Source organism: Sphingobacterium hungaricum (genome assembly GCF_015210005.1).
Classification (GTDB): Bacteria; Bacteroidota; Bacteroidia; order Sphingobacteriales; family Sphingobacteriaceae; genus Sphingobacterium; species Sphingobacterium hungaricum.
The window spans coordinates 850,193-876,459 of the sequence record NZ_MU158698.1; the positions used below are offsets into that span (position 1 = coordinate 850,193).

Consider the following 26,267-nt stretch of genomic DNA (forward strand, 5'->3'; position numbering starts at 1 on the left):
ATTTACTCATAAATTCAATTTCCCAGCATAATAATCATTCAAGTATTTTTGAAATAACCATTCATATTGCTTGATGACCAGCTGATTTTTGCTGTTATCCCATTTATTTTTAGCGGATAAATAATCGACGGAATTATTTGCGCCAGCATCAAACTGCACTTGAGAAATCCTGAAAAACTCCGCATAGCTTTTCTCTTGTTCGTTGAGGTTTTTCACTTGTTCTTCCGCAATTTTTAAATCAAAAATCGCCTGCGAAGTATTCTTCCTTAAATTATTAAGCTGTGCATCCTTCTCCAGTTCCATTTCTTTCAACGTAATTTTGGACAGATTGACTTGATTTTTAGTAATAAAACGGCTGAAAATTGGAATGGACAGATTAAACGATAAGGACCTTCCCAAGTTATCTTGAATCTGGTTGAAATAATTTCCTTGTCCAGAATTCGAGTAATTGCTATACAACCCAGCGCCCACTGAAAGTTGTGGATAATACGAGGCTTTGGAGACGCGAATACCCTGCTCCGCTTCTTTAATCCGCCATTCCAACGCTTTGAATTCAGGCAGAATACTTCCCGCTTGGCTGTACAAATTCTTCCAGTCCGAATATTCATTTTGCGATTGCGCAACGAAAGGCAGATTTTCTAGATTCCCCAAATCTTCTTCCGAACAGTTCAGCAGATTTGCCAGATTCAATTTGTTGGTGTATAATTGTTGCTTGACCAATTGCTGATTATTCAGTTCCAAACTATATTGGCCTTTGACATCATAATAATCTGCTGGCGCAATGGCTCCTTCCAGATTCAGTACTTCAGAACGACGCAATTGTTCTTTGGTCAACTCCAATTGTTGTTTGTTTAAATCTAGCATATCTTGTGCAGTCAGCACTTGGATATAGGCTTCAATCACATCCAGTTTCAGCGCATTGATTTGTCCTTCATATTCCAATCTTCCCGCAGTTTTGGCACTCGCTTTCATTCTAACATCATTCAAAATCCGCATTCCGTCGAACAATATCAATCCAGCATTGACATTTTGATTTCCCGAAGTAATGTTTTGTTGCACAAATTGATTGGTAGTTGGGTCAATTGTTTTTCCTTGACTATACCCATGACCAAAAGTAGCGTCCAAAAGTGGTAGCTGATTTTGCCAAGCTTGCCTATAATTCACATCATTGCGTTTATTGTTCAGGTTATTTTGTTGCAGAAGCGGATTGTTTGCTACCGCAATGGCTATGCATTCAGCTAAAGTACGTGTAGAATCATTTCTGTCTTGCGCTTTTGCTTCATGCAAATAGCAAAATAAACAACTGACGAGGATATATAAATAGGATTTCATTAACTTTTTCCAAGTCAATTCCATAGGCTGTGCCAAAAACCCAGCGAATTTATAATCAATAGTTTACAAAACGAACGAATTCAAATTTGTTCAATAACGAACAGAAAACGTACGAAAATGGACAGTTTTTCAAATTCAAAAGTAAAAATTCAAAAACCCTTTCGTTTTTGCTAGATTCTATATTGAATCTTCAAAAATATATTTGGTTAAGATTAACAGAATTTTGTATAAAGAATTTTTTTATATGAGTACAATAATCATTCATAATATAAAACCTTAAGATTGCTAAAATGACTCTTAAAGAAAAACTGATTTATATTTCAGAAAGCCTTTACAGAAATGAAGAGGATGAAAATTATCAAATTGAGCTTTTGGAAGGAATGTCTCATGAGGAGATACAGAATTTTAGAAATAAGCTACCAAATCAATATTTGCAAGAAGATGTTGAAGAGTTAATCAGATTTTCCAGTGGCTTTGAATTTGAGCCGTTGGAAGAAGTTCGATTTGACAATTTCGCAATTTTTGGAAGGGAAGAATTATTTCCAAATTCAATCCAACTTGCAGGAGATGGATTTGGTAATTTTTGGATTCTTGATATAGATTCGAAAGGAAATTGGAATTCTGTTTATTATGTATGTCATGATCCTGCGGTTGTTGTAAAACAGGCTGAAAACCTTTCAGAATTTTTGGATCAAATAAACGATTTAGGAAATAATTTTGAAAATGCTTTGATCAATGTAATCCATGAAGAAAAGGCATTTGAGATTTGGAAAAAAAAGTCCGAAATTCTAAAAAATAATGGGAGCAATTATAGCTTCCCTCTTAATACCGAAACTCCTGATTCATATATAATTGCTGATCTTAAAAATCAACCAAACGGTTCTGGATTTATTTGGGGATTATCGGGTGCAAATACAAAAATAATCAGACCTACAGACGAGCCCATTTGGATTGTTGAGAATAAAGAAAAACGAGGTTTTTTCAGTAAGTTATTTTCATAAGATTGATATGTGGCTAAAGCCGAATGTTTTCACAATATTTAAGAATTGACTAAAGGCCATTTCTACTTAAACATTTCTAAATTAAAATCTTCCCTTCTCCCATATTTTCCCCTACTGTCCAACAGCGAACACAAACTGTTCGATAATGAACATACCTGAATGGGTTTAATAATCAATTCAACTCATTTTCAAGTCGTTAAAACTTTGGCACATCCTTATCTATAAACCTAGAAAAAGGAATCAAAATTTCATGGACAGACCGATAGAAAAAAAGTTTTTTACGAGCAAACGCATATTTACAGCGGTTGGGATTATAGCGTTAGTGGCCTTGTTAGTTGCTAGTTTTTATTTTACGCGAGGAAATAGCAAACTCAATGTGGATGCGGAGCGCATTAGCATTGCTGAAGTAAAAGAAGATTCCTTTCAAGAATTTATTCCAATTAACGGAACAGTGTTGCCTATCAGTAGCATCTTTTTGGATGCTTCGGTTGGTGGACGTGTGGAGGAAAAATATGTAGAAGACGGTGCTCATTTGAAAAAAGGCGATGCCATTATGCGCTTGTCAAATACCGATTTAGAATTAAGTTTGGTCAATCAAGAAACGCAAGTACTAAACTTATTGACGCAATCTCAAATCGCTCAAACCAATGCTCAGCAGGTTTCTATCAACAACAGAAATCAAATGGCTGATGTGGAACAAGCTTATAAAGAAGCCGAGCGCATTTATAACCTGAACACAAAATTATTGAAAGAGAAGGCAATTGGTTCTCAAGAATATCAGAAATCTAAAAATGAATACGCCTACCAAAAAGAGCGTATTCAGCTAACCAAACAGATTTTAAGACAAGATTCGACTTCGTCGAATCAAAAAGTTTTTCAAGATCGTGAAACGTACAAAAGAACACAAAACGCATTGGAACTGATGCGTCGCAAAGTAGGTGATTTGATTTTGCGCGCTCCAGTTGATGGCCAATTGACTTCCTTTGATGCCGAAATAGGACAGAATAAAAATGCAGGTGAGCGTTTGGGACAAATTGATGTATTGACCGGATTTAAAGTTCGCGCTGATATTGACGAACATTACATTAACCGAATCTTCCCTGATTTGGAAGGTCAATTTACCATTTCTGGCAAAGCCTATAAATTAAGAATCAAAAAAGTTTATACACAAGTGAAAGACGGCAAATTTCAGGTGGACATGGAATTTGTAAACGAAATCCCTGAAGGAATCCGTCGCGGACAAACTCTGCAGATTCGATTGGCATTAAGTGATGAAACAAAAGCTGTGCTTCTTGCAAAAGGTGGATTCTATCAACAGACTGGCGGAAACTGGATTTTTAAAGTGGACAAAGACGGAACTTCTGCTTATCGGGTTGATATTCAGCTTGGCCGTCAGAACCCAGAGTATTACGAAGTCTTAAATGGATTAAAACCAGGTGATAAAGTCGTCATCTCAAGTTATGAGACCTACGATAAAGTACAGGAATTAACGATAAAAAAGTAAATAAAGAAATTAAGTTGAAACACGTAATTCAACCTGAAATATAATTAAACGAACATGATCAAAATAACTAATCTTCAGAAATTTTATCGCACGGATGAGGTCGAAACCGTTGCATTAAATGATTTAAATATGCACGTGAAACAGGGCGAATTTGTTGCTGTCATGGGACCATCCGGTTGTGGAAAATCCACGCTCCTAAATATCATAGGTTTATTGGATGATTTGGACGAAGGAAGCTATGAGTTTAATGCCATTGAAGTTGCAAAATTCAAAGAGCGGAAACGTGCGGATCTGCGCAAGAATAACATTGGGTTTGTCTTTCAAAGCTTTAACCTGATCGACGAATTGACGGTGTATGAAAATGTCGAATTGCCTTTGATCTATACAAATGTTCCTGCGAAAGAGCGCAAGGCTCGTGTAGAAGCTGTTTTGGAAAAAGTTCAGATTATGCATAGAAGAAACCATTTTCCGCAACAGCTTTCCGGTGGTCAGCAACAGCGTGTGGCCGTTGCTCGTGCAGTCGTTAATAATCCAAAATTAATCTTAGCCGATGAGCCTACGGGTAATTTGGATTCCAACAACGGTAATGAAGTGATGCAGTTATTGACTGAATTAAACGAAACCGGAACTACGATCGTCATGGTGACGCACAGCGAGCACGATGCTAAATTTTCCGATCGCATTATCCGTATGCTGGATGGGCAGGTGATTATGGAGGAATAATCCCCCTGACCCCGAAGGGGGGAATGGAGGGAAAAGAATTGAGACGATAGATTGAGATGTGAGATATGAGGCTATAGATTTGAGACTATAAATTTGAGACAATTAATACGAGGTATGTCTAAATAGATTTGAGGTTTGAAAATCTTTCCACAATAGTTCCCCCTTTGGGGGATAGGGGGAATTTAGTATTTAGAAAGAACATGTTTACATCATGCATTATTGCTCCGTAGGAGCAGAATGTTTTTAGATAAATAACAGGTAGAAATTTGTGCTCCGTAGGTGCACAACAGTATTGAAATCAAGGAATAAGGATAAAAAAATAAGAAACTTAGGCTCACATTAAGATGATAAAAAACTATTTCAAAACTGCTTGGCGGAATTTGCTCAAAAACAAAGCATTTTCCATTATCAATATCATTGGTTTAGCAATCGGAATGACTGGTGCTTTGTTAATTGCTTTGTGGTTGCAGAATATGTTGACGATGGATCGTTATCATGAGAAGGGTGATCGCTTGTATATTATTAGCAATCGGGATACAGATCAAGGTAAGCTTTGGGCTTGGGTCAGTACTCCTAAAATCTTAGGACCTTCCATTTCTACAGATTTCCCGGAAATCGAAAATTATTCTCGCTATGATGACTATAATTTTTTCTTAACCACGTTTAAAGAACAAAAGATAATTAGCAGAACGGCTTTTGTCGATTCTGGATTTTTCCAATTGTTTACTATGCCGGTCTTAAAGGGTGATATTAATCAAGTATTTGACGACCCCTATTCGATTGTCCTTACAGAAAGTTATGCAAAATCACTTTTTGGTGATGAAGATCCTATTGGAAAAATTATCCGGATTGATTCGGTCGATCAAGTAGCCGTTAAAGCAGTTCTAAAAGATTTGCCCGCCAATACGCAATTTAAATTCCAAAGTCTTTTGCCTTGGTCTTATGCTAGAAAAATCGGATATGTTGACGATAACTGGAGCAACAATTCAATATTCACTTTTATTCTTTTGAAAAAGGATGCTATGCTGGAAGCATTCAATCAAAAGATAAAAAAATATATAAGCGATCATGTCAACACAGGTGATAACTACATCAAAAACACAGGTGAGATTTTTGCATTTCCATTTAGAGACATGTATCTGTATAACAAAGGGGAAGGTGGCAATTATACCTCTGGCAGGATAGATTTAGTTAGGCTATTCTCCTATATAGGATTTTTTATTTTGGCTGTGGCTTGCATTAATTTTATGAATTTGAGCACTGCCAAATCCGAAAAAAGAGCTAAAGAGGTCGGGGTAAGAAAAGTCGTCGGAGCAAATAAAAAAAGCCTGATCTTCCAGTTCTTGACAGAAAGTATTTTAATCAGCTTAGTATCGGTAATTATAGCTTTATTTATCGTACAGCTCAGCTTATCTTCTTTTAATGAGCTGGTTGAAAAAAACTTGTCTCTTTCGGTATTCGAACCGCAAACATGGGCATTCGTCCTACTTTTTGCGTTACTGATCGGAATTCTATCTGGAATCTATCCAGCATTTTTCTTATCGTCTTTTAATCCGATCAAAACATTAAAAGGAAAAATAAATGCTACTAGAAAAGGATTTAGTGTTCGATCAATCTTGGTTGTCATTCAATTCAGTATAGCGATTATCCTAATCATTTCAACGCTCATTGTTTATCAACAAATTCAACATACGAAAAACAGATCGCGTGGATATGATGATAATGGATTGGTTTACACACAAATGAAGGGAAGCATTGAGAAAAATTATAACTTAATCCGTTCCGAATTATTGGCAAGCAATGCAATAACTTCCATTTCAAAAAACATGTCACCGATTACTGATCTATATAGCAGTGGATGGGGATTTACTTCTGCTTATTCTTCAGAAGAAGATAAGAAAACCCAATACAATAGATTTAGTACAGATGCGGACGGAATAAAAAATCTTGGCCTAATTTTAGTCGAAGGACGCGATATCGATGTATACACGTATCCTACCGATAGTTTAGCCGTTTTACTTACTGAATCTGCTGTAAAAAAATTACACTTAGAAAATCCAATTGGTGAAACGATCGATGGCGACGGTGAAAAACGAAAAGTTGTGGGAGTGGTAAAAGATTTTATCATAAACTCTCCTTATAGTAATATAGATCCCATGGTTATCATGGGACCAAAATCTTGGGCTACGACAATACATTACCGGCTGAACCCTGATCGACCTATTGATCAGAATCTGAAAACCATCGAGAATGTATTTAAAAAATTCAATCCAGACTATCCCTTCGAATACGAATTCATTGATAAAACCTACCAAAGCAAATTCAGTGAAACACAAGCTATAGGAACATTATCTATGCTATTTGCTGGTTTGACCATCTTCATATCCTGTTTAGGGCTTTTAGCCTTAATCGCTTACATTGCAGAAACTCGCACAAAAGAAATTGCTGTCCGCAAGGTGCTTGGCGCGAGCATGCAACAGATTACTTCCCTACTATCCACAGATTTTATCAAACTGGTCATTTTATCAATACTGATTGCCTCTCCTATCGCTTGGTGGGCAATGGACAATTGGCTCAAAGATTTCAGCTACCGCATCGATATCAAATGGTATTATTTTGTGATTGCTGGCGTAATGGCAATTCTGATTTCGCTTGCAACAATTAGCTTTCAATCCATTAAAGCTGCGTTGGCAAATCCGGTGAAGAGCTTGAGGAATGAGTAGAGGTGAGATTTGAGACGATAGATGTGAGATATGAGTATTTAGTATTTAGTATTTAGAAATAACAAATCTATTGTAAGCATTATTGCTCCGTAGGAGCAGAATGTTTGTAGATAAATAATAAGATAGAAATTTGTGCTCCGTAGGTGCACAACAATTTTAGGAATAAAGAGCAAAGGATAAGGAACAAAGAAGATACTAACATGATAAAAAACTATATAAAAATCGCGTGGCGGAGTATAAAATCTAATCGATTGTTTAGTCTTTTAAATATTTTCGGTTTGGCGATTAGCCTTGCGGTAGCAATTCTTTTGATAGCTTATGCAAATCAGAAATTAAGCTTTAATAAATCTTTCGAAAACGGTTCGAATATTTTCCGTGTAAACATGGAGACCACCGAAGAATACAATTTCGAAAAATGGTCAACTATTCCAAATTCAGTTGGTCCAGCTATGCTGAACGATGTCTCAGGAATTGAAGCTGTAAGTCGACTCGTGCGATTAGGTTTTGGTAGCAAGGCTTCCATCTTTGTAAATAACAAAAGCTTTGCAGAAAGAAACATTTATCTGACGGACTCTTCATTTTTTCAGATGTTCGATATGGAGTTTATCGAAGGTGATCGAAAGTCAGCCTTTAGTAAGCCAAAAAGTGTGGTTATTTCTGAATCTCAAAAAGTAAAGATCTTCGGCAATCAACCAGCCTTCGATCAGACCATGATTATAAATCAACAAGATACGTTAACAATATCTGGGGTTTTCGCCGACCTGCCCAAAAACACTTCATTTGACGGAGATATCTATACGAATATAATGGATTCTTGGATGGGTAAAAACGTCTATTGGTCAAACGCGAGCTATCAAACATTCTGTCTTCTTAATCCAAATGCAAATGTGGATGTAGTTCAGAAAGAAACGACTGCTTTGATTGACAAATATGTTCCTAAAGAAGATCAGTATTTTACCAAATTTATTCTCCAACCGTTGGCAGACATTCATTTATATTCCAATGATGTAAAATATGGCGATTTTTCAAAGTCTGGAAATATTAATGCCGTTAAAATTGTCGTTGCTTTATCAATTCTCATTCTCTTAATTGCATGCATTAATTATATGAACCTAGCGACAGCCCGTTCTCAAAAAAATGCGAAAGAAGTGGGTGTAAATAAAGTATTAGGAGCGAAGAAAAATCAAATAGCCATTCGCTTTTATACCGAAACGGCCATTATATCGCTAATTTCAATCCTGATCGGATTTATTTTGGGAACTCTTTTAATACCTGTTTTTAATGCATTAATCGGTTCTGATTTATCTATCAAAGAGTTAATCAATTCAAAAAACTTAATCTTGTGTTTTGTTATTTGGTGTTCAATAACCTTGATTGGGGGTAGTTATCCAGCATTGTTTATGTCCAAAATTCCAACTTTGGTTTTGATGAACAAGAACAATCTGAAAAACAATGCCTCGCAGATTGTTCGGAAAGGCTTGGTCGTGTTTCAATTTACATGTACAATCGTGTTGATTATTTGTGTTCTAATAATTTCATTACAGATGAGGCATGTTAGAGAAAAAGATTTAGGATTCCAGCCCGACAATGCAATCTCAATCTCGTTAAACGCCATCAACAGTTCCGCAGATTACAGGGCAATTAGAAATTCCATACAAGAACTTCCAGAGACCGAATCATTTGTGGCATTACAATCTATTCCTGGTAATGGAGAGAGCGGAAAAAACATCAGAAGATTAGGAGACGAAAGTGTAGGCCTACCAATACGCACAAACAGTAGCGGTGGAGCAGTGATCGGCCCTCTACAGTTACACTTATTGGCTGGCAAAGATTTGCCAAATGACATTTCAAAAACAGATTCAACCTGTTATATACTCATCAATGAAATTGTTTGTTCCTATTTGGGTTTTAAAACACCTGAAGAGGCAATCGGTCAAAACGCACAAACCCAAATGGGCACGACATCCATGATTGTCGGTGTAGTCAGGAACTTTAATTTCAAAAGTTTAAAAGAGCCAATCGGACCATACTTATTTTATAAAATGAACAATCCTTCCGAAGGAATTAATGATTTAGTAGTCCGCTATTCATCAAGTAATGTGTCGAACTACGTGAATAAACTTCAATCCATATTTACAAAACAGATTCCAAACACAATATTTGATTATCAGTTTATGGATGATTATCTAAAAGAACAATATGTAGCCGAAGATAGAACGAATAATATTATTACCACGTTTTCATTGCTTACGATTATCGTTGCTTGTTTGGGTTTGTTGGGCTTAGTTATTTTCGTCGCTGAACAGCGAAGCAAAGAAATAAGCATCCGCAAAGTCTTGGGGGCAAGTTTTTCTAAAATCATTTACTTATTAGCAGGAAATTTTTTAGGCTTGGTGCTAATCGCTCTATGCCTAGCAATTCCATTAGGCTATTGGATTTCCACGCTTTGGTTAAATGGCTTTTCGGATAGAATAACAATTCCCTGGTGGTCTTTCGTCATTGCGGGAGCATTCTCTATTGGCATCACGGCTTTGACTATCGGTTATCAAGCCATTCGATCTGCTTTAGCTAATCCCGTAGATAGCTTGAGGAATGAGTAGGGGTTAGATAGGAGTATTTAGTATTTAGTATTTAGTATTTAGTATTTAGTATTTAGTATTTAGTATTTAGAAATAACAAATTTATAGTACGCATTATTGCTCCGTAGGAGCAAAATGTTTGTAGATAAATAACAGTTAGAAATTTGTGCTCCGTAGGTGCACAACCTTTTTGAGAGTAAGAAAAAATATATAAAGTGTAAGAATAAATAGTTGCTGGATAAGGTGTAAACAGATTTAACGTCTGAAAATCTTTTCACAATAGTTCCCCCTTCGGGGGTTAGGGGGATTAAGGGATAAAAAAAATTAATATGATAACGAATTATTTAAAAACGGCCATTCGATACATTCGAAAAAACAAGTTGATTACAAGCATCAACATCTTGAGTCTTTCGATCGGGATTTGCTCCACGTTGGTTATCTTTTTGATGATCCAATACGATTACAGCTTTGACAAACACCTGCAAAACGGAGACAGAGTGTATCGAGTAATAAGCATAGGTGACTTTAAAAGTGCCGCAATCCTCGTTCCGCTGGTCAGAACGATTGACGAAGAAGCTGTTGGTGTAGAGAAAGTCGCGCCTATTTTTTCTATCTATGAATCAAAAATAAAAATACCGAAAGAGAAAGATGATTTCACAATTTTTCCAAAAGAGAAAAATTTGATTTTCAGCACGGATAATTATTTTGATATCTATCCGCATACATGGTTATCTGGAAGTGCAAAGAACCTGACGTACCCCAATCAGATTGTATTGACGGAAAGCTATTACAAGCGCTATTTCCCACAAGCCGCAGTTTCAGAATCTGTTGGAAAATCGATTGTATTTGCCGATAGTGTTACGCTACAAATAGCCGGCGTTGTAGCGGATAGGAAGGAGAATTCAGATTTTAAATTTGACGGTTTTATTTCCGTTGCCACAATCGCTTCGAGCGAAAGCATGAAAGAGTTCCACCAATGGGATCGTTGGAATAGCTATAATGACAGTTATCAATGCTTGGTACTCCTTAGTCCAGGTAGCACCGTCGCATCAGTAGAAAAAAACATAGCGCAGCTTGTAAAAAAGTATAAAAAAGATTCTGAAGAAGATAAATTTGGTTTGCAACCCTTAAGCGATGTTCATTTTAATTCAGATCTTAATTACAATGCAGTAAAGCCCGCTACTTTAAGAAATTTAATTCTTCTAGCTGTTTTTCTTTTAACGCTTGGAGCCATAAACTTTATTAATCTTTCTACAGCGCAATCCATTGAGCGTGCGAAAGAGATTGGCATCCGCAAAACGTTGGGCAGTAAAAAAAGCAGCCTGATCAAACAGTTTTTAATGGAAACCTTCGTTGTTGCCTTTTTAGCAACTTTAGTATCCATTTTGTTTCTGCCTTTATTAGTCCATGCATTTGATGGCTTTTTGCCAGAAGGATTTACTTTAAAGCAAATCCCTGTTGCCCCGACCATTCTCTTTTTAGCTATTCAACTTATCGTAGTGACAACTTTAGCAGGATTTTATCCAGCTTGGATCATGACAGGCTACGCTCCTGCCCTCGCCTTAAAAAATCAGATTTCGAAAAATTCAAACCTTTCAAGAAGTACATTTATCCGAAAAGGATTGACCGTTTTTCAATTTGTGCTGGCGCAAGTTTTTTTGATTGCTGTGCTTTTCGTTAGCAAACAAACTCGATTTGCATCCACGATGGATATGGGTTTTAGAAAAGATGCACTGATCAATTTTTACATACCCGATTTTAACCGCGCCAATAAGGGCGATATTTTAAAAAATAAATTAACTGAAATTCCCGAAATCAAAGCAGTCAGCTTTGGAAATCAATCGCCTGCTTTTGACGGATCAATGAGCAGCAGCATGAAATACGATGCTTCATTAGAAGAAAATAAAGAGATTTCTTTTGACGTAAGAAACGGAGATGAAAATTATCTCAAGGTATATGATATTCCACTGATTGCAGGAAGAAATGTCCGCGTGTTGGATTCAACCTATGAAATGTTGATCAACGAGAAAATGCTTGAGTCATTAAAATTGGAATCACCTGAGCAAGCCATCGGCAAAACATTGGACGATGGAAAATATACCATCGTGGGCGTAATGAAGGATTTCAACGTCGCATCAGCGCGTGAAAACGTTCGTCCAACGGCATACTGGAGCGCAAAAAGAGGTTATGTGATGCATGTTGCTTTGGACCAAGAACATCCGGAATCATGGAAATCCGGAATCGCCAAAATGGAAAAAGCATTTACCGACACTTATCCTGAAGAATCCTTCGAGTACAAATTCTTAGATGAGACGATTAAAGGATTTTACCAAACCGAACTGAAATTATCTAAACTATTGAATTGGGCCGTCGGGCTTTCCATTGCCATAGCATGCCTTGGTTTGTTTGGTTTGGCAATTTTCACAGCAAACCAGCGTACAAAAGAAATCGGCGTACGAAAAGTATTGGGCGCTTCTGTCACCCAGATTATTTTCTTGCTCCTAAAAAATCTACTGCTATTAGTCAGCATTGCTTGCTTGATCGCATTTCCGATTGCATATTATTTTATGAATCAATGGATACAGGATTTTGCCTATAGAACGGAATTGAGCTGGTGGATTTTTGCTTTAGCTGGTATTGGCCTATTGAGCATCGCAACTTTAGTCTTAACAACAAAAACTTATTTCGCAGCAAAAGCAAACCCTGTGGATAGTCTTAGAGATGAATAGTCCCCCTTCCCCCCGAAGGGGGAACAACTTTTAACTTCCTAATTTGGAGTAAAAGTGAGATAGGAGACACGAGACTATAGATTTGAGATGTGAGATTTTAGCTGGCAATCTTGAAATTCGAGTTCTTGCTCCGTAGGAGCAAAACGTTTTTAGGAAAAAAGGCATTTGAAATTTGTGCTCCGTAGGTGCACAACCCTTTTGAGAATAAAGGTTAAGGAATCAGGAACAAAGATATGAGATTTAATAAAAATACTTAACCTCCGAAAATCTTTCCGCAATAGTTTCCCCCTTCGGGGGTTAGGGGGATTTGGAAGATAAATTAACACCGATATGAAAACGTTAAAAATAACTTTTAGACAACTTTGGAAAAGAAGGCTTTTCACCTTGTTAAATATTGTTGGATTGTCTATTGGGATCAGTTCCTGCTGGATTATCTATCAAATTGTAAGCTATGAATTTAGCTACGACAAGAATTTACCTAACAAAGAGCATATTTATAAAGTTATCAGTGCGATGTCGAAAGATGGCGAGCTTAATCGAATGGGAGGCGTATCTGCTCCGTTGTACCAAGGAATTCAGGACGAAGTGGATGGCGTAAAAAATGTCGTTCCAGTATTTGCTGAAGGCTATAACCGTTTAGAAATTAAAAGCGCTAAAGGTGAAAATTACGTAAAGGAAGATCCTCAAAACATCATCAAAACAAATTCCTCTTATTTTAAGATGCTTCCTTATCAATGGATTGCAGGAGACAAAAGTTCGGCTTTAAAAAACAAAGAAAATGTGGTCTTATCAGCAAGCAGAGCAAAAGAGTATTTCCCAAATATACCATACGACCAAATAATCAATCAGACGATTACGTATTATGGAAACGATACAATTCAGCGCACAGTTTCTGGCATTGTTCAAGATTACCCCGTTCCATCGGAATTTACTGCAAAGGAATTTATAACGCTGATTGATAAAACCTACGAGGGATACACCTGGTCAAATACCAACGGGAGTGACAAACTGTATCTTGAGTTTGAGAATAATGCACCACTATCTTCTATCCTAAATCAAATAAATGCGCTATCAGATAAACACATCCCTGATGAAATAAAAGAAAAAATAAAAAAGTTTAATGCCAGTAAAACTTACGAATTCCGTCAAGTTAACGAATTGCATTTTGCAACTGACATCGATGATTATGGCATTAGCAAAACAAGTAAAAAAATCATGTATATCTTAATTGGCATTGGTGGATTTTTGTTATTGCTTGCTTGTATCAATTACATCAACATGAGCATGGCCCAGATTCCTCAGCGCAATAAAGAAATCAGCGTCCGCAAAACATTAGGCAGCAGCCAAAAGAATTTGATTTTCCAATTTCTGACCGAAACATTGATAACTACCAGCATTGCAGCGATATTGGCAATCTTCTTGATCCAATTCGGATTTTGGCTGTTGAAAGATATTATTCCAGAAGGTGTTTCAGCCAATTATTTTTCATTGAAATACTTAGCTTTTCTGATTACTGTAACTTCTATTATTACGCTCGTCTCTGGATTGTATCCGAGCTTTTTGATTACGAAAGTGAAAACCATTGATGTCTTAAAAAATAAATTTTCCGGAGCATCTTCTGCTAAAAAATTCACCCTGCAAAAAGCATTAATCGTTTTCCAATTTGTGATCGCTTTCGTCTTTATTGTCTGTACAATCATTGTCGGTTCGCAATTACGCTACACCATTCAGGGAGACTTAGGATTTAAAAAAGATGCGATTATCCTATTGAATATTCCTTGGAGATATATGCGAGATTCTCAGTACGATGGACGGAAAAACACGCTCGTAAATCAACTAACCAAGAATGCAGGAATTGAAAAAGTTTCTTTAGGTTCAAATCCGTTGAGCGATGGTTACTCATCAAGTCCATTTGAAATAGCGAATGAATCCGATGCATCAAAACAAGTTACACTTTATAAAAAGGAAATTGACACGGCTTACCTAGATTTATACAAAATGACTCTTGTCGCTGGCAACAACATTAGCTATTCGGACACGGTAAATCAGTTTATAATCAATGAGTCTGCAGCTAAAGAGTTCGGTTTTCAGAATCCCGAGGATGCCCTAGGAAAACAGCTCAATCAGATGGGAAATCCTAAATTCCAGATTGTCGGTATCGTAAAAGATTTTCACACGCAAGATTTCTACAGCGAAATTCAACCTATGGTCATGATGGCTAGTGGCAAATACACAAACCAGATCAATATCAAATTAAACAGCCACGACCCTTCGTCTTGGCAGAAAACAATTGCAGCAATCGAAACGGAATACAAGCAATTCTACCCAGCAAGCACATTTTCTTATAAGTTTTATGACGAAATGTTGGCCGACTTGTACAAACAGGAAAGACAGATCAATAAATTGATCAACCTGGCAACAGTGATTACTATTTTGATCAGTTGCCTGGGATTATTTGGATTGACGACCTTGACTGTTTATCAGCGGACAAAAGAAATCGGTATCCGAAAAGTATTAGGCAGCAATGTTGCCGGAATCGTGACGCTGCTATCAAAAGATTATGTCAAATTAATCGGTATTGCAGGAGTTATCGCCTCGCCTATCGCCTATTGGGCAATGAGCAAATGGCTGGAAGATTTCGCTTACCGCATTGATATCAGCTGGTGGATATTTCTTGTCGCTGGATTGATTGCGATCGGCATCGCATTATTGACAATAAGTTACCAAGCATTAAAAGCTGCTTTTGCCAATCCCGTGGATAGCTTGAGGGACGAGTAGTCCCCCTATCCCCCGAAGGGGGAACAATTTCTAACTCTCCATTTTGGAGTAAAATAGAAGTCTGATTCCGAGACAATAGATATGAGCGATGAGAAAATAGATATGAGATTTAGTTTAAATACCTGCTCAGAAGTCAACAACTTCTCCTAAAAAGGTAAAGACTTCTCCTAAAAAGGTAAAGCCTTTTCATAAAAAGGTAAAGCCTTTTCGTAAAAAGGTAACGCCTTTTCGTAAAAAGGTAACGCCTTTTCATAAAAAGGTAACGCCTTTTCGTAAAAAGGTAACGCCTTTTCATAAAAAGGTAACGCCTTTTCGTAAAAAGGTAACGCCTTTTTGTAAAAAGGTAACGCCTTTTCGTAAAAAGGTAACGCCTTTTTGTAAAAAGGTAAAGCCTTTTCATAAAAAGGTAAAGCCTTTTTGTAAAAAGGAAGAGGCAATTTATTATAAGTTAACAATATTTTATTAAAGGTTAATAATCTGGTGTTTAGACAGGAAATTGAAGACATTAGATTTGAGAATTTTGCACTTGAAAAATCTTTCCGCTATAGCGCCCCCCTCGGGTTTAATGGGAATGAGATTTAGTCTTTGAACATATTGCCCCATAGGCCCAATATATTTGTAGAATAATAGCCCTTTCGAATTCGTGCTCCATAGCTTCACAAACCCTTTTGGAAATAAAGGCTACGGAATCAGGAACAAAGATTTGATATTTGATAAACATAACTAAACTCTGAAAATCCTTTCGCAATAGTTCCCCCTTCGGGGGTTAGGCGGATTGTCCGCTCTTGAACATCAGTTGTACGATTATGAACACTTCGCGACACAAATAATCATTTAATTAATTCATTTTAAATCACTTAATACTTTGGCGCAAGCATTGTATTCTTTTTGCTTTCAACTACTATCGAGTTTGTAAAACTAGTATTCGACAGTTAAATCTTTAGTGAACATGATTAAAAATTACATAAAAATTGCTTGGCGCAATTTGTTCAGATCAAAAACAATTAATGCGATTCATATTATCGGATTGTCGATTGCGATCGCAACTTCAATTTTGCTGTTTTTGACAGCTTCTTTTGAATTGTCATTTGACAATTTCCACGAAAACAGAAAAAGCATAGCAAAGATTTATCTACAAAATCGACCTGACGGAAATTTAGAATACAACAATGCATTTCCCACTCCATTTGCCTCTGCATTAAAAAATGAAATTCCGTCCATCGATGCCGTTACTCGATTCTATAATGGATCAATACTATTAAGAAATGGGGATAAACAATTTCAGGTCGGAGCGAAATATGTCGACCCTGATTTTCTATCCATCTTTAGCTTCCCGAAAGTTTCAGGAACAGATCAAGCTTTAGAAAATCTGGATGCCATCGTCCTAGATGAACCGACGGCAATTAATCTGTTTGGGACAAGCGATGTTCTGGGGAAAAGTATTGAAATTGAAAACAATGGATCTTGGGAATCCAAAATAATCACTGCTTTGCTTGAGAAAGTGCCTAAGAATTCCAGCTTAACGTTTACAGCTTTGGTCCGTTTTGAAACAAAGCCAAACTATAAAGATAATGTTGACAATTGGAGCAATGTAGATCATTCTGTTTTTGCCAAATTTAAATCCCCTATTTCTGATGATGAAACGTTCACAAAAAGCACTAAAGCTTTTATGGACAATTATTACAAAAATGAAATGGAAATGCTGAAGCGCGATGGAGCACAACCGGATGCTGATGGCAATTATAGTTCGATGCATGCCATGCCCTTGAACGAACTGCATCTGAGTGATGGAAAGGGAGGTTCTGCTTTGTTTCCCTATATCCTGATTGTTATTTCTGTTCTGATCCTTTTTATCGCATGTTCTAATTTTATTAACTTAACCTTTGCCAATTCCATTTCACGAAATAAAGAGATAGGCACAAGGAAAACATTAGGCGCTACTGCATGGCAACTTGTTGGGCAATTATGGACAGAATCGGTATTGATCTGTTTAATCGGACTGTTTTTTGGAATTGTTGTAAGCGTAATCCTGATCCCTCAGTACAACTCAATTATGAATTACGCGCTAAGTTTTAGGGATCTTCTTCTTCCTGAAAATCTGATCACCGTTATTTTGGTTTTCGCGGTTATTTCTTTGATCGCTGGAGGATTGCCAGCTTATCAGATTGCCAAGCCAGCTATTATTGAAACCTTAAAAGGCAAGACAGGCCGAAAAAACAACGTCCTGAGAAATGGGCTGACCGTTGTTCAATTTTCCATCGCTATCGGGCTGATTATTGCGACCATCATTATTAGTGCACAGCTCTATTACATTGCCAACCGGCCTTTGGGTTTCGATAAATCAGAAGTCATCAGCATTCCTATTGGGAAAGGCATTGATCCAGAGCAAGGCTTGCTTAGAATGCGCGAAAGTTTGTCGAGTATTCCATGGGTCAAGTCAGTGAGTGCTTCAGATATCAATTTGGGCATGGGAAGTGATGGAAGTATGTCGAACAGTGTCTTTGGTTTTGACTATGAAGGAAAACAGATTTCAACTTCGTATATGCGGATTGATTACGATTATTTAGAGACGCTTGGGATCAAATTAATTGCTGGACGAGATATTTCAAGGGAATTCCCGACCGACAAAGTAGCTGTATTGATTAACAAAAAAATGGCTCAACAGATCGGTGGCGAAGCCAATGCTGTCGGGAAAACGCTTTCCATAAGTGAAAAAGAATCTACGGTTGTTGGAATTATCGATGACTTTAATTTTAAAGATTTGCGTCAGCAAGTTACGCCACTAACAATTTCTGCAAATCCAGATGTATTTGATGTAGCGTATATTTTTGTTCGCGTTTCTACACAAGATTTAAAAGAAAGTCTAAGTACCATCGAAGGCATTTGGAAAAAAATCAACCCTTCAGCTACTGCAAGTCCAACTTACCTAGATGAGAACACGCAAAAGATGTATGCAAATGATTTACGCTTTGCCCGCATCATCATCACGGGTTCGGTGATTGCTATCAGCATTGCTTGTTTGGGACTATTTGCTTTGGCTTTATTGACCATTAATTTTAGAACAAAAGAAATCGGAATCCGAAAAGTGCTGGGTTCATCTGTGGCAGGAATAGTGGTTCTCTTATCAACAGGCATCCTCAAGCATCTGCTCATTTCTATTTTAATTGCAATTCCTGTGACCTATTATTTTATGAAAAATTGGTTGCAAGGTTTTGAATTCCGCATCGATATGCAATGGTGGATGTATGCTTTAGGAATAATTTTTACATTTTTGATTGCATTCGCAACGGTAAGCTATCATTCCACAAAAATCGCTCGGAAAAATCCTGTGGATAGTTTGAGGGATGAGTAGTCCCCCTGTCCCCCGAAGGGGGAAGAATTTCTAACTCTCCAATTTGCAGTAAAATAGAAGTGAGATCCGAGACAATAGATTTTAGTATTTTGAAACAACAAATTTATGATAGGATTTATTGCTCAACAAGAATAGAATATTGTTAAAAAAAACAGCACACCATAGGTTCCCCCTTCGGGGGTTAGGGGGATTATAATTAATCATCAAACAACATGATAAAAAATTATATAAAAATAGCTTGGCGAAATCTTTCAAAACACAAAGGATTTTCCATCATTAATATCTTAGGATTGGCACTTGGAATTGCGACCTGCCTGATTATTATGCTATATGTCAATCATGAGCTGAGCTTCGATAAATACCATGCTCACGCTGATCGTATCGGCCGAGTGTATTTCCAGGGGAACATTCAAGGTGAAGCCATGAGCGAATCGACTGTGATGCCTCCTTTAGCGCAAGCGCTGAAAACAGACTTTAGCGAAGTGGAAGATGCAACACGGATTCGGGATTTCGGTTATCCAAAAATCCAATCGAACAATACCGTATTCAAAGGTGATCGTTTTGCATACGTTGATGATAATTTTTTCTCGGTTTTCTCTTTCCATTTTTTGGAAGGTAATGCGAATACAGCTTTGCTACAGCCCAATTCGATTGTCATTACCGAAGAACTGGCACACAAATATTTTGGCAATCAAGAAGCAATCGGTAAAACGATCCAGTTTGAATCCGATCCAAATGCCATTTATACCGTTACCGGAATTATTGAAAATATGCCGGAAAATTCACATTTCCGTTTTAGCCTTTTGGCATCAATGAATGGTGTTGCGGAAGCAAAAGAAGCGAATTGGATGGTATCTAATTTTTACACCTATTTTCTGCTAAAAGATGGATACAATTTCAAGGCTTTCGAAAAGAAATTAGACCAATTGGTCGCGACTTACATCGGCCCTCAAATGTTGCCGAATATGGGCGTGACGTATGAAGATTTCAAAAACAGTGGAAATAGCTTAAGTTTTCATGTACAGCCATTGACCGAAATCCATTTTCAGAAAGATGTCTCTTCGGATTTAAGTGCGCCAGGAGAAATTCGCTACGTGTACATCTTTTCTGCAATTGCTGTTTTTATGCTGTTGATTGCCTGCATCAATTTTATGAATCTTTCTACAGCAAGTTCATTTCGCAGAGCGAAAGAAGTTGGCGTTAGAAAAGTGGTAGGTTCTACCAAAAACAAGTTGATTGCACAATTTTTAGTTGAATCCACATTGATTTCCAGCCTAGCATTTTTGCTGAGTTTGGGATTAATCTATTTGGCTTTGCCAATATTTAATAGCCTAACAAATATCCAGCTTTCACTTTCTTACAAACAGCTCCCCTATGCCATTCCTTTGGTATTTTCATTTGTTGTTTTTGTCGGATTATTAGCCGGAAGCTTTCCCGCATTTTTCATCTCTTCCCTAAAACCCATTCAGGTTTTAAAAGGAAAGTTGATTCAATCCAAAAGCATTGCAGCTATAAAAAATGGATTGGTGGTTTTTCAGTTTTCGATCAGCATCATCTTAATGATCAGCACATTTGTCGTTTACAAACAGCTGTCCTATATTCAGAATAAAGATATCGGTTACGAGAAAGACCAAGTGCTTTTGATTTCGGACACTTGGCAATTAGGCGACAACCGAAATGCTTTCAGACAAGAATTACAGAACGACCCTCGGATTGAGATCATGAGTTCATCGGAATTTTTACCTGCAGGTCCTTCCTCCAACAATAATTTCTTTGTATCCTCAGAAAACGATCCTGAAAAATTAATCAAGACATTAAGGTACGAAGTTGATGAAAATTATATTCCGCTGTTAGCAATTGAATTGGCCTCTGGAAGAAATTTTTCTCGCGATTACGCAACGGATTCAAGTGCAGTCATTTTAAACGAAGTTGCCGTGAAGGCTTTGGGATTTAATGAAAATGCATTGGATAAAACTATTTACCATGCGGACAAGAAAGGTGTCAAAAAGCCGTATCATGTGCTTGCTGTGGTCAAAGATTTTCATTTTAAATCGCTTCATGAAAAAATTTCACCCTTGGTCATGGTCTATGCGCCCAACAATTGGGGAACTTTCCTAGTCAAAACAATGTCCGAAAATCAAGCATCTCTTATAGCTTCCCTACAAAAATCTTGGGCAAGCTACAATACGGAAGAACCTTTGAACTATAGTTTTTTAGATGATCGTTACAATCAAACGTATCAATCCGAAATGAACACTGGAAAGTTACTAGGCATATTCTCGTCACTCAATATTTTCGTTGCTTGTCTAGGATTATTCGGCCTAGCAACATTTACTGTGAGACAGCGCCTAAAAGAAGTCGGCATTCGTAAAGTTTTTGGCGCAAGTTCAGCTTCCTTGGTTTCGCTGTTAGCCAAAGATTTTATTAAGCTCGTTCTAATTGCATTGCTTATCGCTTCGCCAATTGCCTATGTTATGATGAATAAATGGCTTGCCGATTTTGCTTATCGGATTGACATTCAATGGTACGTTTTCGTATTGATTGGAATTTTAGCGATTTTCATTGCAGCGATAACCATTTCCTTGCAGACAATCAAAGTCGTAGCAGCAAATCCGGTGGATAGCCTTAGGGATGAGTAGATGTGAGAGGATAGATTTGAAATGTGAGATTTTAGTATTTAGTATTTAGTATTTAGTATTTAGAAATAACAAATTTATATTACGATTTATTGCTCCGTAGGAGCAAAGTATTTGTAGAAAAATAGATGTGAGACAGTAGATTTGAGATATGAGAATATCATTTAAGCATTGCATTATTGCTCCCTAGGAGCAAAATGTTTGTAGAAAAATAGGCATCTGAAAATATGTGCTCCGTAGGTGCACAACCTCTTAGGAAATAAGTAAGATGAAATATTGAAAATATTTAACTCAAGCGATGACTTGAAAGATGTAATATTCCAATTTTTTATGAGAACCCGATTTTTGAATTTTTTTTGAATTATTCCCTGTCCGCCAGCGGACAATAGCTGTACGATTATGAACAGTTAACAATCAGAAAAACCCTTTAATCTAATCATTTTAAAAGAGTTAAGAGTTTGGCTTACGCATTGTGAACAATTATTCCAAGTATAGAATTCAATTCCCATGTTTACACTATTTTTCAAAACGGACAAGGGGATCCAAATCATAACGGCATGAATTTTAAAATCGCTTGGCGAAATTTATTTAAAAACAAGTATTACACATTGATCAATGTTTTCGGATTGACGATCAGTTTGGTTTTTGTGTTGCTGATTGCGTCGTATGTCTATCAAGCACATCAAGTAAATTCGTCGGTAAAAAATCTGGACAATCAGTACATTCTGCAAAGCAAATACCAAGACCCGAGCATGGGTTTGCCCTTGACGACGATTGGGGCATTGCCCAAAACATTGAAAGAAGATTATCCGGACTTAGTGGCGAATTATTACCGCATGGACGGAATTACCTGTGTCGTTTCCAATGATGAACTGGTGTATGAAGAATCTGCCGCGATAGGCGACTCGACTTTTCTAGATATGTTTGGTTTCGAATTGTTAGATGGCGATGCAAAATCTGCTTTGACCGCTCCTTTTTCCGTGGTGATTACGGAAGATATTGCAGTCAAATATTTTTCGAATACAGATGCCGTTGGCAAAAATCTATCCATTCGAAATTTTGATGGACAGACACATGATTTTACCGTTACAGCTGTGCTGAAATCTTTAGAAGACAATTCCGTCACGCAATTAACGGCCAGCATGAACAATAAGATTTTTCTTCCCTTGGCGAATCAAGAATATTTTGGAAGAAACATTGATTCATGGGAAAATCAATACATCGTAGGTTTTATTGAGCTTCAAAAAAATGTAAATCCTGACCAGCTTACTCTTCCGATTAAGAACACGCTTAAAAAACATGCGGAAGAATCCATTTCATCAAATTTAAATCCTGATTTAAAACCATTGAATTCCTATTATTTAGCGGATAACAATGGAGCAGTTTCTAAAATTATCAATGCATTAACGCTGACCGCATTTTTCCTTTTGTTAATGGCGGTCATCAATTTCATAAACATCAGCATGAGCCAGTCTTTGAATAGATTGAAAGAGGTTGGTGTTCGGAAAATTATGGGAATCAATAAAATTCAGCTCGGAGCTGAATTGATTTCAGAATATATATTGATCGTTTTTATTGCATCGCTTTTTGCTTTGCTTTCGTATCCGATCGTAGCGCCTTTGTTTAGTTCAGTTATGGGGAAAGAAGTATTTTCACTTCGTGAATTACCTTTCTCCATTTTTGTTTATTATTTTATCGGCGTATTTCTTGTTGGCGTTTTGTCAGGATTGTATCCTGCATTCAAGCTTTCCAATACAAACGTGATTTACGATATTAAAGGAAAATTTTCTGGAAACACAAGCAACGCTGTTCTAAAAAAATCCCTGCTATTTTTTCAGTTCGTCGTCGCCATTGTTGTGTTGACGATGTCAATTGTCATTTCTAAACAAGTGAATTTATTTTTAAATGGAGATTTAGGTTTTGATAAGAATTTTCTATTTACAGTTCAGGTTCCGAGAGATTGGAGCGAGCAAGGACTACAACATATAGAAACAGTTCAGAATGAATTGAAAACATTGCCTCAGGTTGAAGGTATAAGTCTTTCCTACGATATCCCTGGAATGATAGGAAACGGCGTTCAGAAAATCAAAAAGATTGACCAGGAACAGACGATTGATGTACAGCTAATCTCTTCCGATAAATATTTTGCTGATACGTATAAAATTCCTTTGCTTGCCGGAAAATTTTTCAGCGATACAAATGAGAGCAGTACGGATTTAAGTAAGGTTGTGATTTCAAAAAAGACTGCGGAAGACCTTGGCTACAAAAATCCACAAGAAGCGATTGGAAAACAGATAGCACTTGTCGATGGAACTTTTCTTACTACAATTTCTGGTGTTACGGATGATTTTCAGCCGACTTCCATGCACAGCAATTCACCTGCAATTCTTTGGTTTGACCTAAAAAATTCAAATCAATATCGGTTTTTTTCTATCCGTATTCCTTCAGCTAATGTTAGCCAATCTATAAAAGCAATACAAGAAAAATGGAAAGCGCTTTTGCCAAATAGTCCTTTTGAAATCAAATTTTTGGATGAACGTATCAATGAGATGTATGTCACAGAATTACAGTTTAAAAATGCGTCAAAAATTGCAACACTTATTTCAGTGATTATTGTTGCGCTAAGCATAATTGGTTTGACTTCGCTAACGGTCAATCAGCGCATCAAAGAAATAGGAATCAGACGTGTTTTGGGTGCTTCCATTCAGCAGATTATCCGAATCTTCGCGAAAGATTTTATCGGAATTTTCACCTTAGCTTTGTTAGTTGCTTCGCCGGTCGCTTATTACTTAATGCAAAACTGGCTTGACAATTATGCAGTGAAAACATCCTTAAATGCACCGATATTTGTATATCCCGTGTTGGCATTGCTGTTTGTGATTATTACTTTTATGAGTGTCATAATCATCCGAGCAACATTGATAAATCCAGTAAGAAATTTAAGGGATGAATAGATGTGAGATATGAAATATGAGATTTTAGTATTTAGAAATAACAGGTTTAAATTAAATGTTGTTGCTCCGTAGGAGCAAAATGTTTGTAGAAAAAAATAACACACATAGGTTCCCCCGTTGGGGGTTAGGGGGAATTAAAAATAATTACAATTATGATAGAATTAAAAAATATTTATAAATGGTATAACTTGGGTAGCAATCGTTCATTTGTATTGAAAGATGTGAGCTTGAAAATTGATCAAGGTGATTTTATTTCCATAATGGGCCCATCTGGATCTGGGAAATCAACTTTGTTAAATGTTATCGGCTTATTGGATGAACCTAATGAAGGCGAATATTTTTTTCAAGATGAAAATATTTATCAATTAAAGCCTAATAAACGCAAACAGGTATTTCAAGGAAACATGGGCTTTGTTTTTCAGTCTTATCATTTGATCGATGAACTGACCGTTGCTGAGAATATTGAAACTTCATTGATTTATAAAGATTATTCTGGCAAGGAACGAAGAGCGATCGTAGGTGATCTGTTGGATCGTTTTAATATGGTCGGCAAAAAGGATTTGTTCCCAAATCAGCTTTCTGGCGGACAACAACAGATTGTCGGAATTGCGCGGGCGATTTCGGCTTCGCCGAAATTACTATTGGCAGATGAACCAACCGGAAACTTGAACTCTCAACAAGGTGAAGAAATCATGGAATTGTTCACGACCTTGAACAAAGAAGGTGTAACAATTGTACAAGTCACGCATTCCCAAAAGAATGCTGCCTACGGCAATAAAATCGTCAATATGTTAGATGGTCAATTAAAGTAAAGATTTTTCTTTAAAATAAAATTACAAACGCCGTTTGTAGACTGCTAACAATTTTCTTAAATTCGTTAGTATGAAAGAATCAGAATTAAAAGCGATGATTTCCCTGTTAGATGATCCTGATCAAGAAATTTTTCAGGAAATCGAGCATAATTTAATTACATGCGGTCCAGAAGTGATTCCACTTTTGGAAAAGCATTGGGAAGAATCCTTTGATGTTTTGCTTCAGACCAGAATTGAAGATATCATTGATAAAATTCAATTTGATCAAATCAAAAACGAATTGCAGCTTTGGCGATTGCATAACAGCGAAGATCTTCTAGAGGGTTTGCTGATCATCAATCGCTACCAATATCCCTCAATGGATGAAGAACAAGTGTATTTTATTTTAGCGGAGCTAAAGAGAAATGCATGGTTTCACATGATGTACGACATGAGTCCATTGGAAAAGGTCAAACTTTTAAACAACGTTATTTTTCGTGAGTTTGGGCTTTCGGGCAATACAACAGATTATCATTCTCCCTCAAATTCCTATATTCAAAAAGTATTAGAAACCAAAAAAGGCAATCCAATCAGTTTAGCTTGCGTGTATGCGTTGGTTGCTGAAAAGCTGGATATTCCTATTTATGGAATCAATCTTCCAAAACATTTCGTCTTGGCGTATATGGATCAGGATGTCGATGCAGAGCAAAAAGTGCTTTTTTACATCAATGTTTTTAACCGTGGTCAGATAATGAAAGAAGATGATATTTTGTCGTTTTTAAGGCAATTGAATCTTCCGTTGACTGAAGAATATACGCTTCCTTGTTCCAATGTCGATATTATTAAACGCGTGCTGCGCAATTTGATTTCAGCCTATGAAAATCAAGGCAGTTTAAATAAAAAACAGGATATTGAAGTACTTTTGAAATTGATTGAGGAATAAGAAAATTCAAAAGTAAAAATTCAAAAGTAAAAAATGTGGAAAGACTTTCAGAGGTTCGTTAGTCGCCTAGCTCAGCGAAACTCTTTGTCTTCTCTATGAAACTCCGCGTCTAACCCTTCCAAAATAAAAAAGACCACAGAATGCGCTGAGAAAACGCAAAAGACACAGAGAGAAATTCAAAAATGTGAGAAAACTTTCAGAAAGTCATTAGTCGCCTAGCTC

Annotated in this window: 14 protein-coding genes; 12 read left to right on the forward strand and 2 right to left on the reverse strand. The window is 36.9% G+C overall.

Features of this window, described 5'->3' with window-relative positions:
• Positions 1-6: 6 nt before the first annotated feature.
• Positions 7-1,368 carry a TolC family protein gene (locus C4F49_RS06930; protein WP_196935144.1) on the reverse strand — a complete coding sequence of 454 codons (1,362 nt, stop codon included), beginning with the start codon at positions 1,366-1,368 and terminating at the stop codon, positions 7-9.
• A 254-nt stretch (positions 1,369-1,622) separates the two neighbouring features.
• Between C4F49_RS06930 and C4F49_RS06935 the strand changes: the two genes are divergently transcribed.
• The 7 genes from C4F49_RS06935 to C4F49_RS06965 all read left to right on the forward strand — a co-directional run bounded on the left by C4F49_RS06935 (position 1,623) and on the right by C4F49_RS06965 (position 15,369).
• Positions 1,623-2,333: an SMI1/KNR4 family protein gene (locus C4F49_RS06935; RefSeq protein WP_196935145.1), complete on the forward strand. Its 711-nt coding sequence runs from the start codon at positions 1,623-1,625 to the stop codon at positions 2,331-2,333.
• A gap of 250 nt (positions 2,334-2,583) precedes the next feature.
• Positions 2,584-3,837: an efflux RND transporter periplasmic adaptor subunit gene (locus C4F49_RS06940; RefSeq protein WP_196935146.1), complete on the forward strand. Its 1,254-nt coding sequence runs from the start codon at positions 2,584-2,586 to the stop codon at positions 3,835-3,837.
• Positions 3,838-3,891: 54 nt separating this feature from the next.
• The gene (locus C4F49_RS06945; protein WP_196935147.1) at positions 3,892-4,560 is read left to right on the forward strand and encodes an ABC transporter ATP-binding protein; all 669 of its coding nucleotides are present in this window, start codon (positions 3,892-3,894) and stop codon (positions 4,558-4,560) included.
• Between the two features lie 344 nt (positions 4,561-4,904).
• Positions 4,905-7,283, forward strand: a complete 2,379-nt coding sequence (locus C4F49_RS06950; RefSeq protein ID WP_196935148.1) for an ABC transporter permease — start codon at positions 4,905-4,907, stop codon at positions 7,281-7,283.
• Between the two features lie 251 nt (positions 7,284-7,534).
• Positions 7,535-9,883: an ABC transporter permease gene (locus C4F49_RS06955; RefSeq protein WP_196935149.1), complete on the forward strand. Its 2,349-nt coding sequence runs from the start codon at positions 7,535-7,537 to the stop codon at positions 9,881-9,883.
• Between the two features lie 308 nt (positions 9,884-10,191).
• On the forward strand, positions 10,192-12,591 hold the full coding sequence (locus tag C4F49_RS06960) for an ABC transporter permease (RefSeq protein ID WP_196935150.1): 2,400 nt from the start codon (positions 10,192-10,194) through the stop codon (positions 12,589-12,591).
• A gap of 330 nt (positions 12,592-12,921) precedes the next feature.
• Positions 12,922-15,369, forward strand: a complete 2,448-nt coding sequence (locus tag C4F49_RS06965) for an ABC transporter permease (RefSeq protein ID WP_196935151.1) — start codon at positions 12,922-12,924, stop codon at positions 15,367-15,369.
• A gap of 167 nt (positions 15,370-15,536) precedes the next feature.
• Here the strand turns inward: C4F49_RS06965 and C4F49_RS06970 are convergent, their stop codons facing one another.
• Positions 15,537-15,875: a hypothetical protein gene (locus C4F49_RS06970; protein ID WP_196935152.1), complete on the reverse strand. Its 339-nt coding sequence runs from the start codon at positions 15,873-15,875 to the stop codon at positions 15,537-15,539.
• Positions 15,876-16,318: 443 nt separating this feature from the next.
• Here C4F49_RS06970 and C4F49_RS06975 point away from each other — a divergent pair, with 443 nt between their 5' ends.
• From C4F49_RS06975 to C4F49_RS06995, 5 genes are all read left to right on the forward strand, one after another.
• Positions 16,319-18,721, forward strand: a complete 2,403-nt coding sequence (locus C4F49_RS06975) for an ABC transporter permease (RefSeq protein ID WP_196935153.1) — start codon at positions 16,319-16,321, stop codon at positions 18,719-18,721.
• Positions 18,722-18,933: 212 nt separating this feature from the next.
• On the forward strand, positions 18,934-21,360 hold the full coding sequence (locus tag C4F49_RS06980) for an ABC transporter permease (RefSeq protein WP_196935154.1): 2,427 nt from the start codon (positions 18,934-18,936) through the stop codon (positions 21,358-21,360).
• A 554-nt stretch (positions 21,361-21,914) separates the two neighbouring features.
• Positions 21,915-24,311, forward strand: a complete 2,397-nt coding sequence (locus C4F49_RS06985; RefSeq protein WP_196935155.1) for an ABC transporter permease — start codon at positions 21,915-21,917, stop codon at positions 24,309-24,311.
• Between the two features lie 152 nt (positions 24,312-24,463).
• Positions 24,464-25,123: an ABC transporter ATP-binding protein gene (locus C4F49_RS06990; RefSeq protein ID WP_196935156.1), complete on the forward strand. Its 660-nt coding sequence runs from the start codon at positions 24,464-24,466 to the stop codon at positions 25,121-25,123.
• Positions 25,124-25,193: 70 nt separating this feature from the next.
• Positions 25,194-26,045, forward strand: a complete 852-nt coding sequence (locus C4F49_RS06995) for a transglutaminase-like domain-containing protein (RefSeq protein WP_196935157.1) — start codon at positions 25,194-25,196, stop codon at positions 26,043-26,045.
• The last annotated feature ends 222 nt before the right edge of the window (positions 26,046-26,267 follow it).

What these genes read in the sequence shown, in the direction of transcription:
- C4F49_RS06975 (WP_196935153.1), top strand. Translation starts at nt 16,319, where the DNA reads ATGATTAAAAATTACATAAAAATTGCTTGGCGCAATTTGTTCAGATCA.
- C4F49_RS06985 (WP_196935155.1), top strand. Translation starts at nt 21,915, where the DNA reads ATGAATTTTAAAATCGCTTGGCGAAATTTATTTAAAAACAAGTATTAC.
- C4F49_RS06970 (WP_196935152.1), bottom strand. Translation starts at nt 15,875, where the DNA reads ATGTCTTCAATTTCCTGTCTAAACACCAGATTATTAACCTTTAATAAA.
- C4F49_RS06990 (WP_196935156.1), top strand. Translation starts at nt 24,464, where the DNA reads ATGATAGAATTAAAAAATATTTATAAATGGTATAACTTGGGTAGCAAT.
- C4F49_RS06960 (WP_196935150.1), top strand. Translation starts at nt 10,192, where the DNA reads ATGATAACGAATTATTTAAAAACGGCCATTCGATACATTCGAAAAAAC.
- C4F49_RS06945 (WP_196935147.1), top strand. Translation starts at nt 3,892, where the DNA reads ATGATCAAAATAACTAATCTTCAGAAATTTTATCGCACGGATGAGGTC.
- C4F49_RS06965 (WP_196935151.1), top strand. Translation starts at nt 12,922, where the DNA reads ATGAAAACGTTAAAAATAACTTTTAGACAACTTTGGAAAAGAAGGCTT.
- C4F49_RS06980 (WP_196935154.1), top strand. Translation starts at nt 18,934, where the DNA reads ATGATAAAAAATTATATAAAAATAGCTTGGCGAAATCTTTCAAAACAC.
- C4F49_RS06995 (WP_196935157.1), top strand. Translation starts at nt 25,194, where the DNA reads ATGAAAGAATCAGAATTAAAAGCGATGATTTCCCTGTTAGATGATCCT.
- C4F49_RS06935 (WP_196935145.1), top strand. Translation starts at nt 1,623, where the DNA reads ATGACTCTTAAAGAAAAACTGATTTATATTTCAGAAAGCCTTTACAGA.
- C4F49_RS06950 (WP_196935148.1), top strand. Translation starts at nt 4,905, where the DNA reads ATGATAAAAAACTATTTCAAAACTGCTTGGCGGAATTTGCTCAAAAAC.
- C4F49_RS06940 (WP_196935146.1), top strand. Translation starts at nt 2,584, where the DNA reads ATGGACAGACCGATAGAAAAAAAGTTTTTTACGAGCAAACGCATATTT.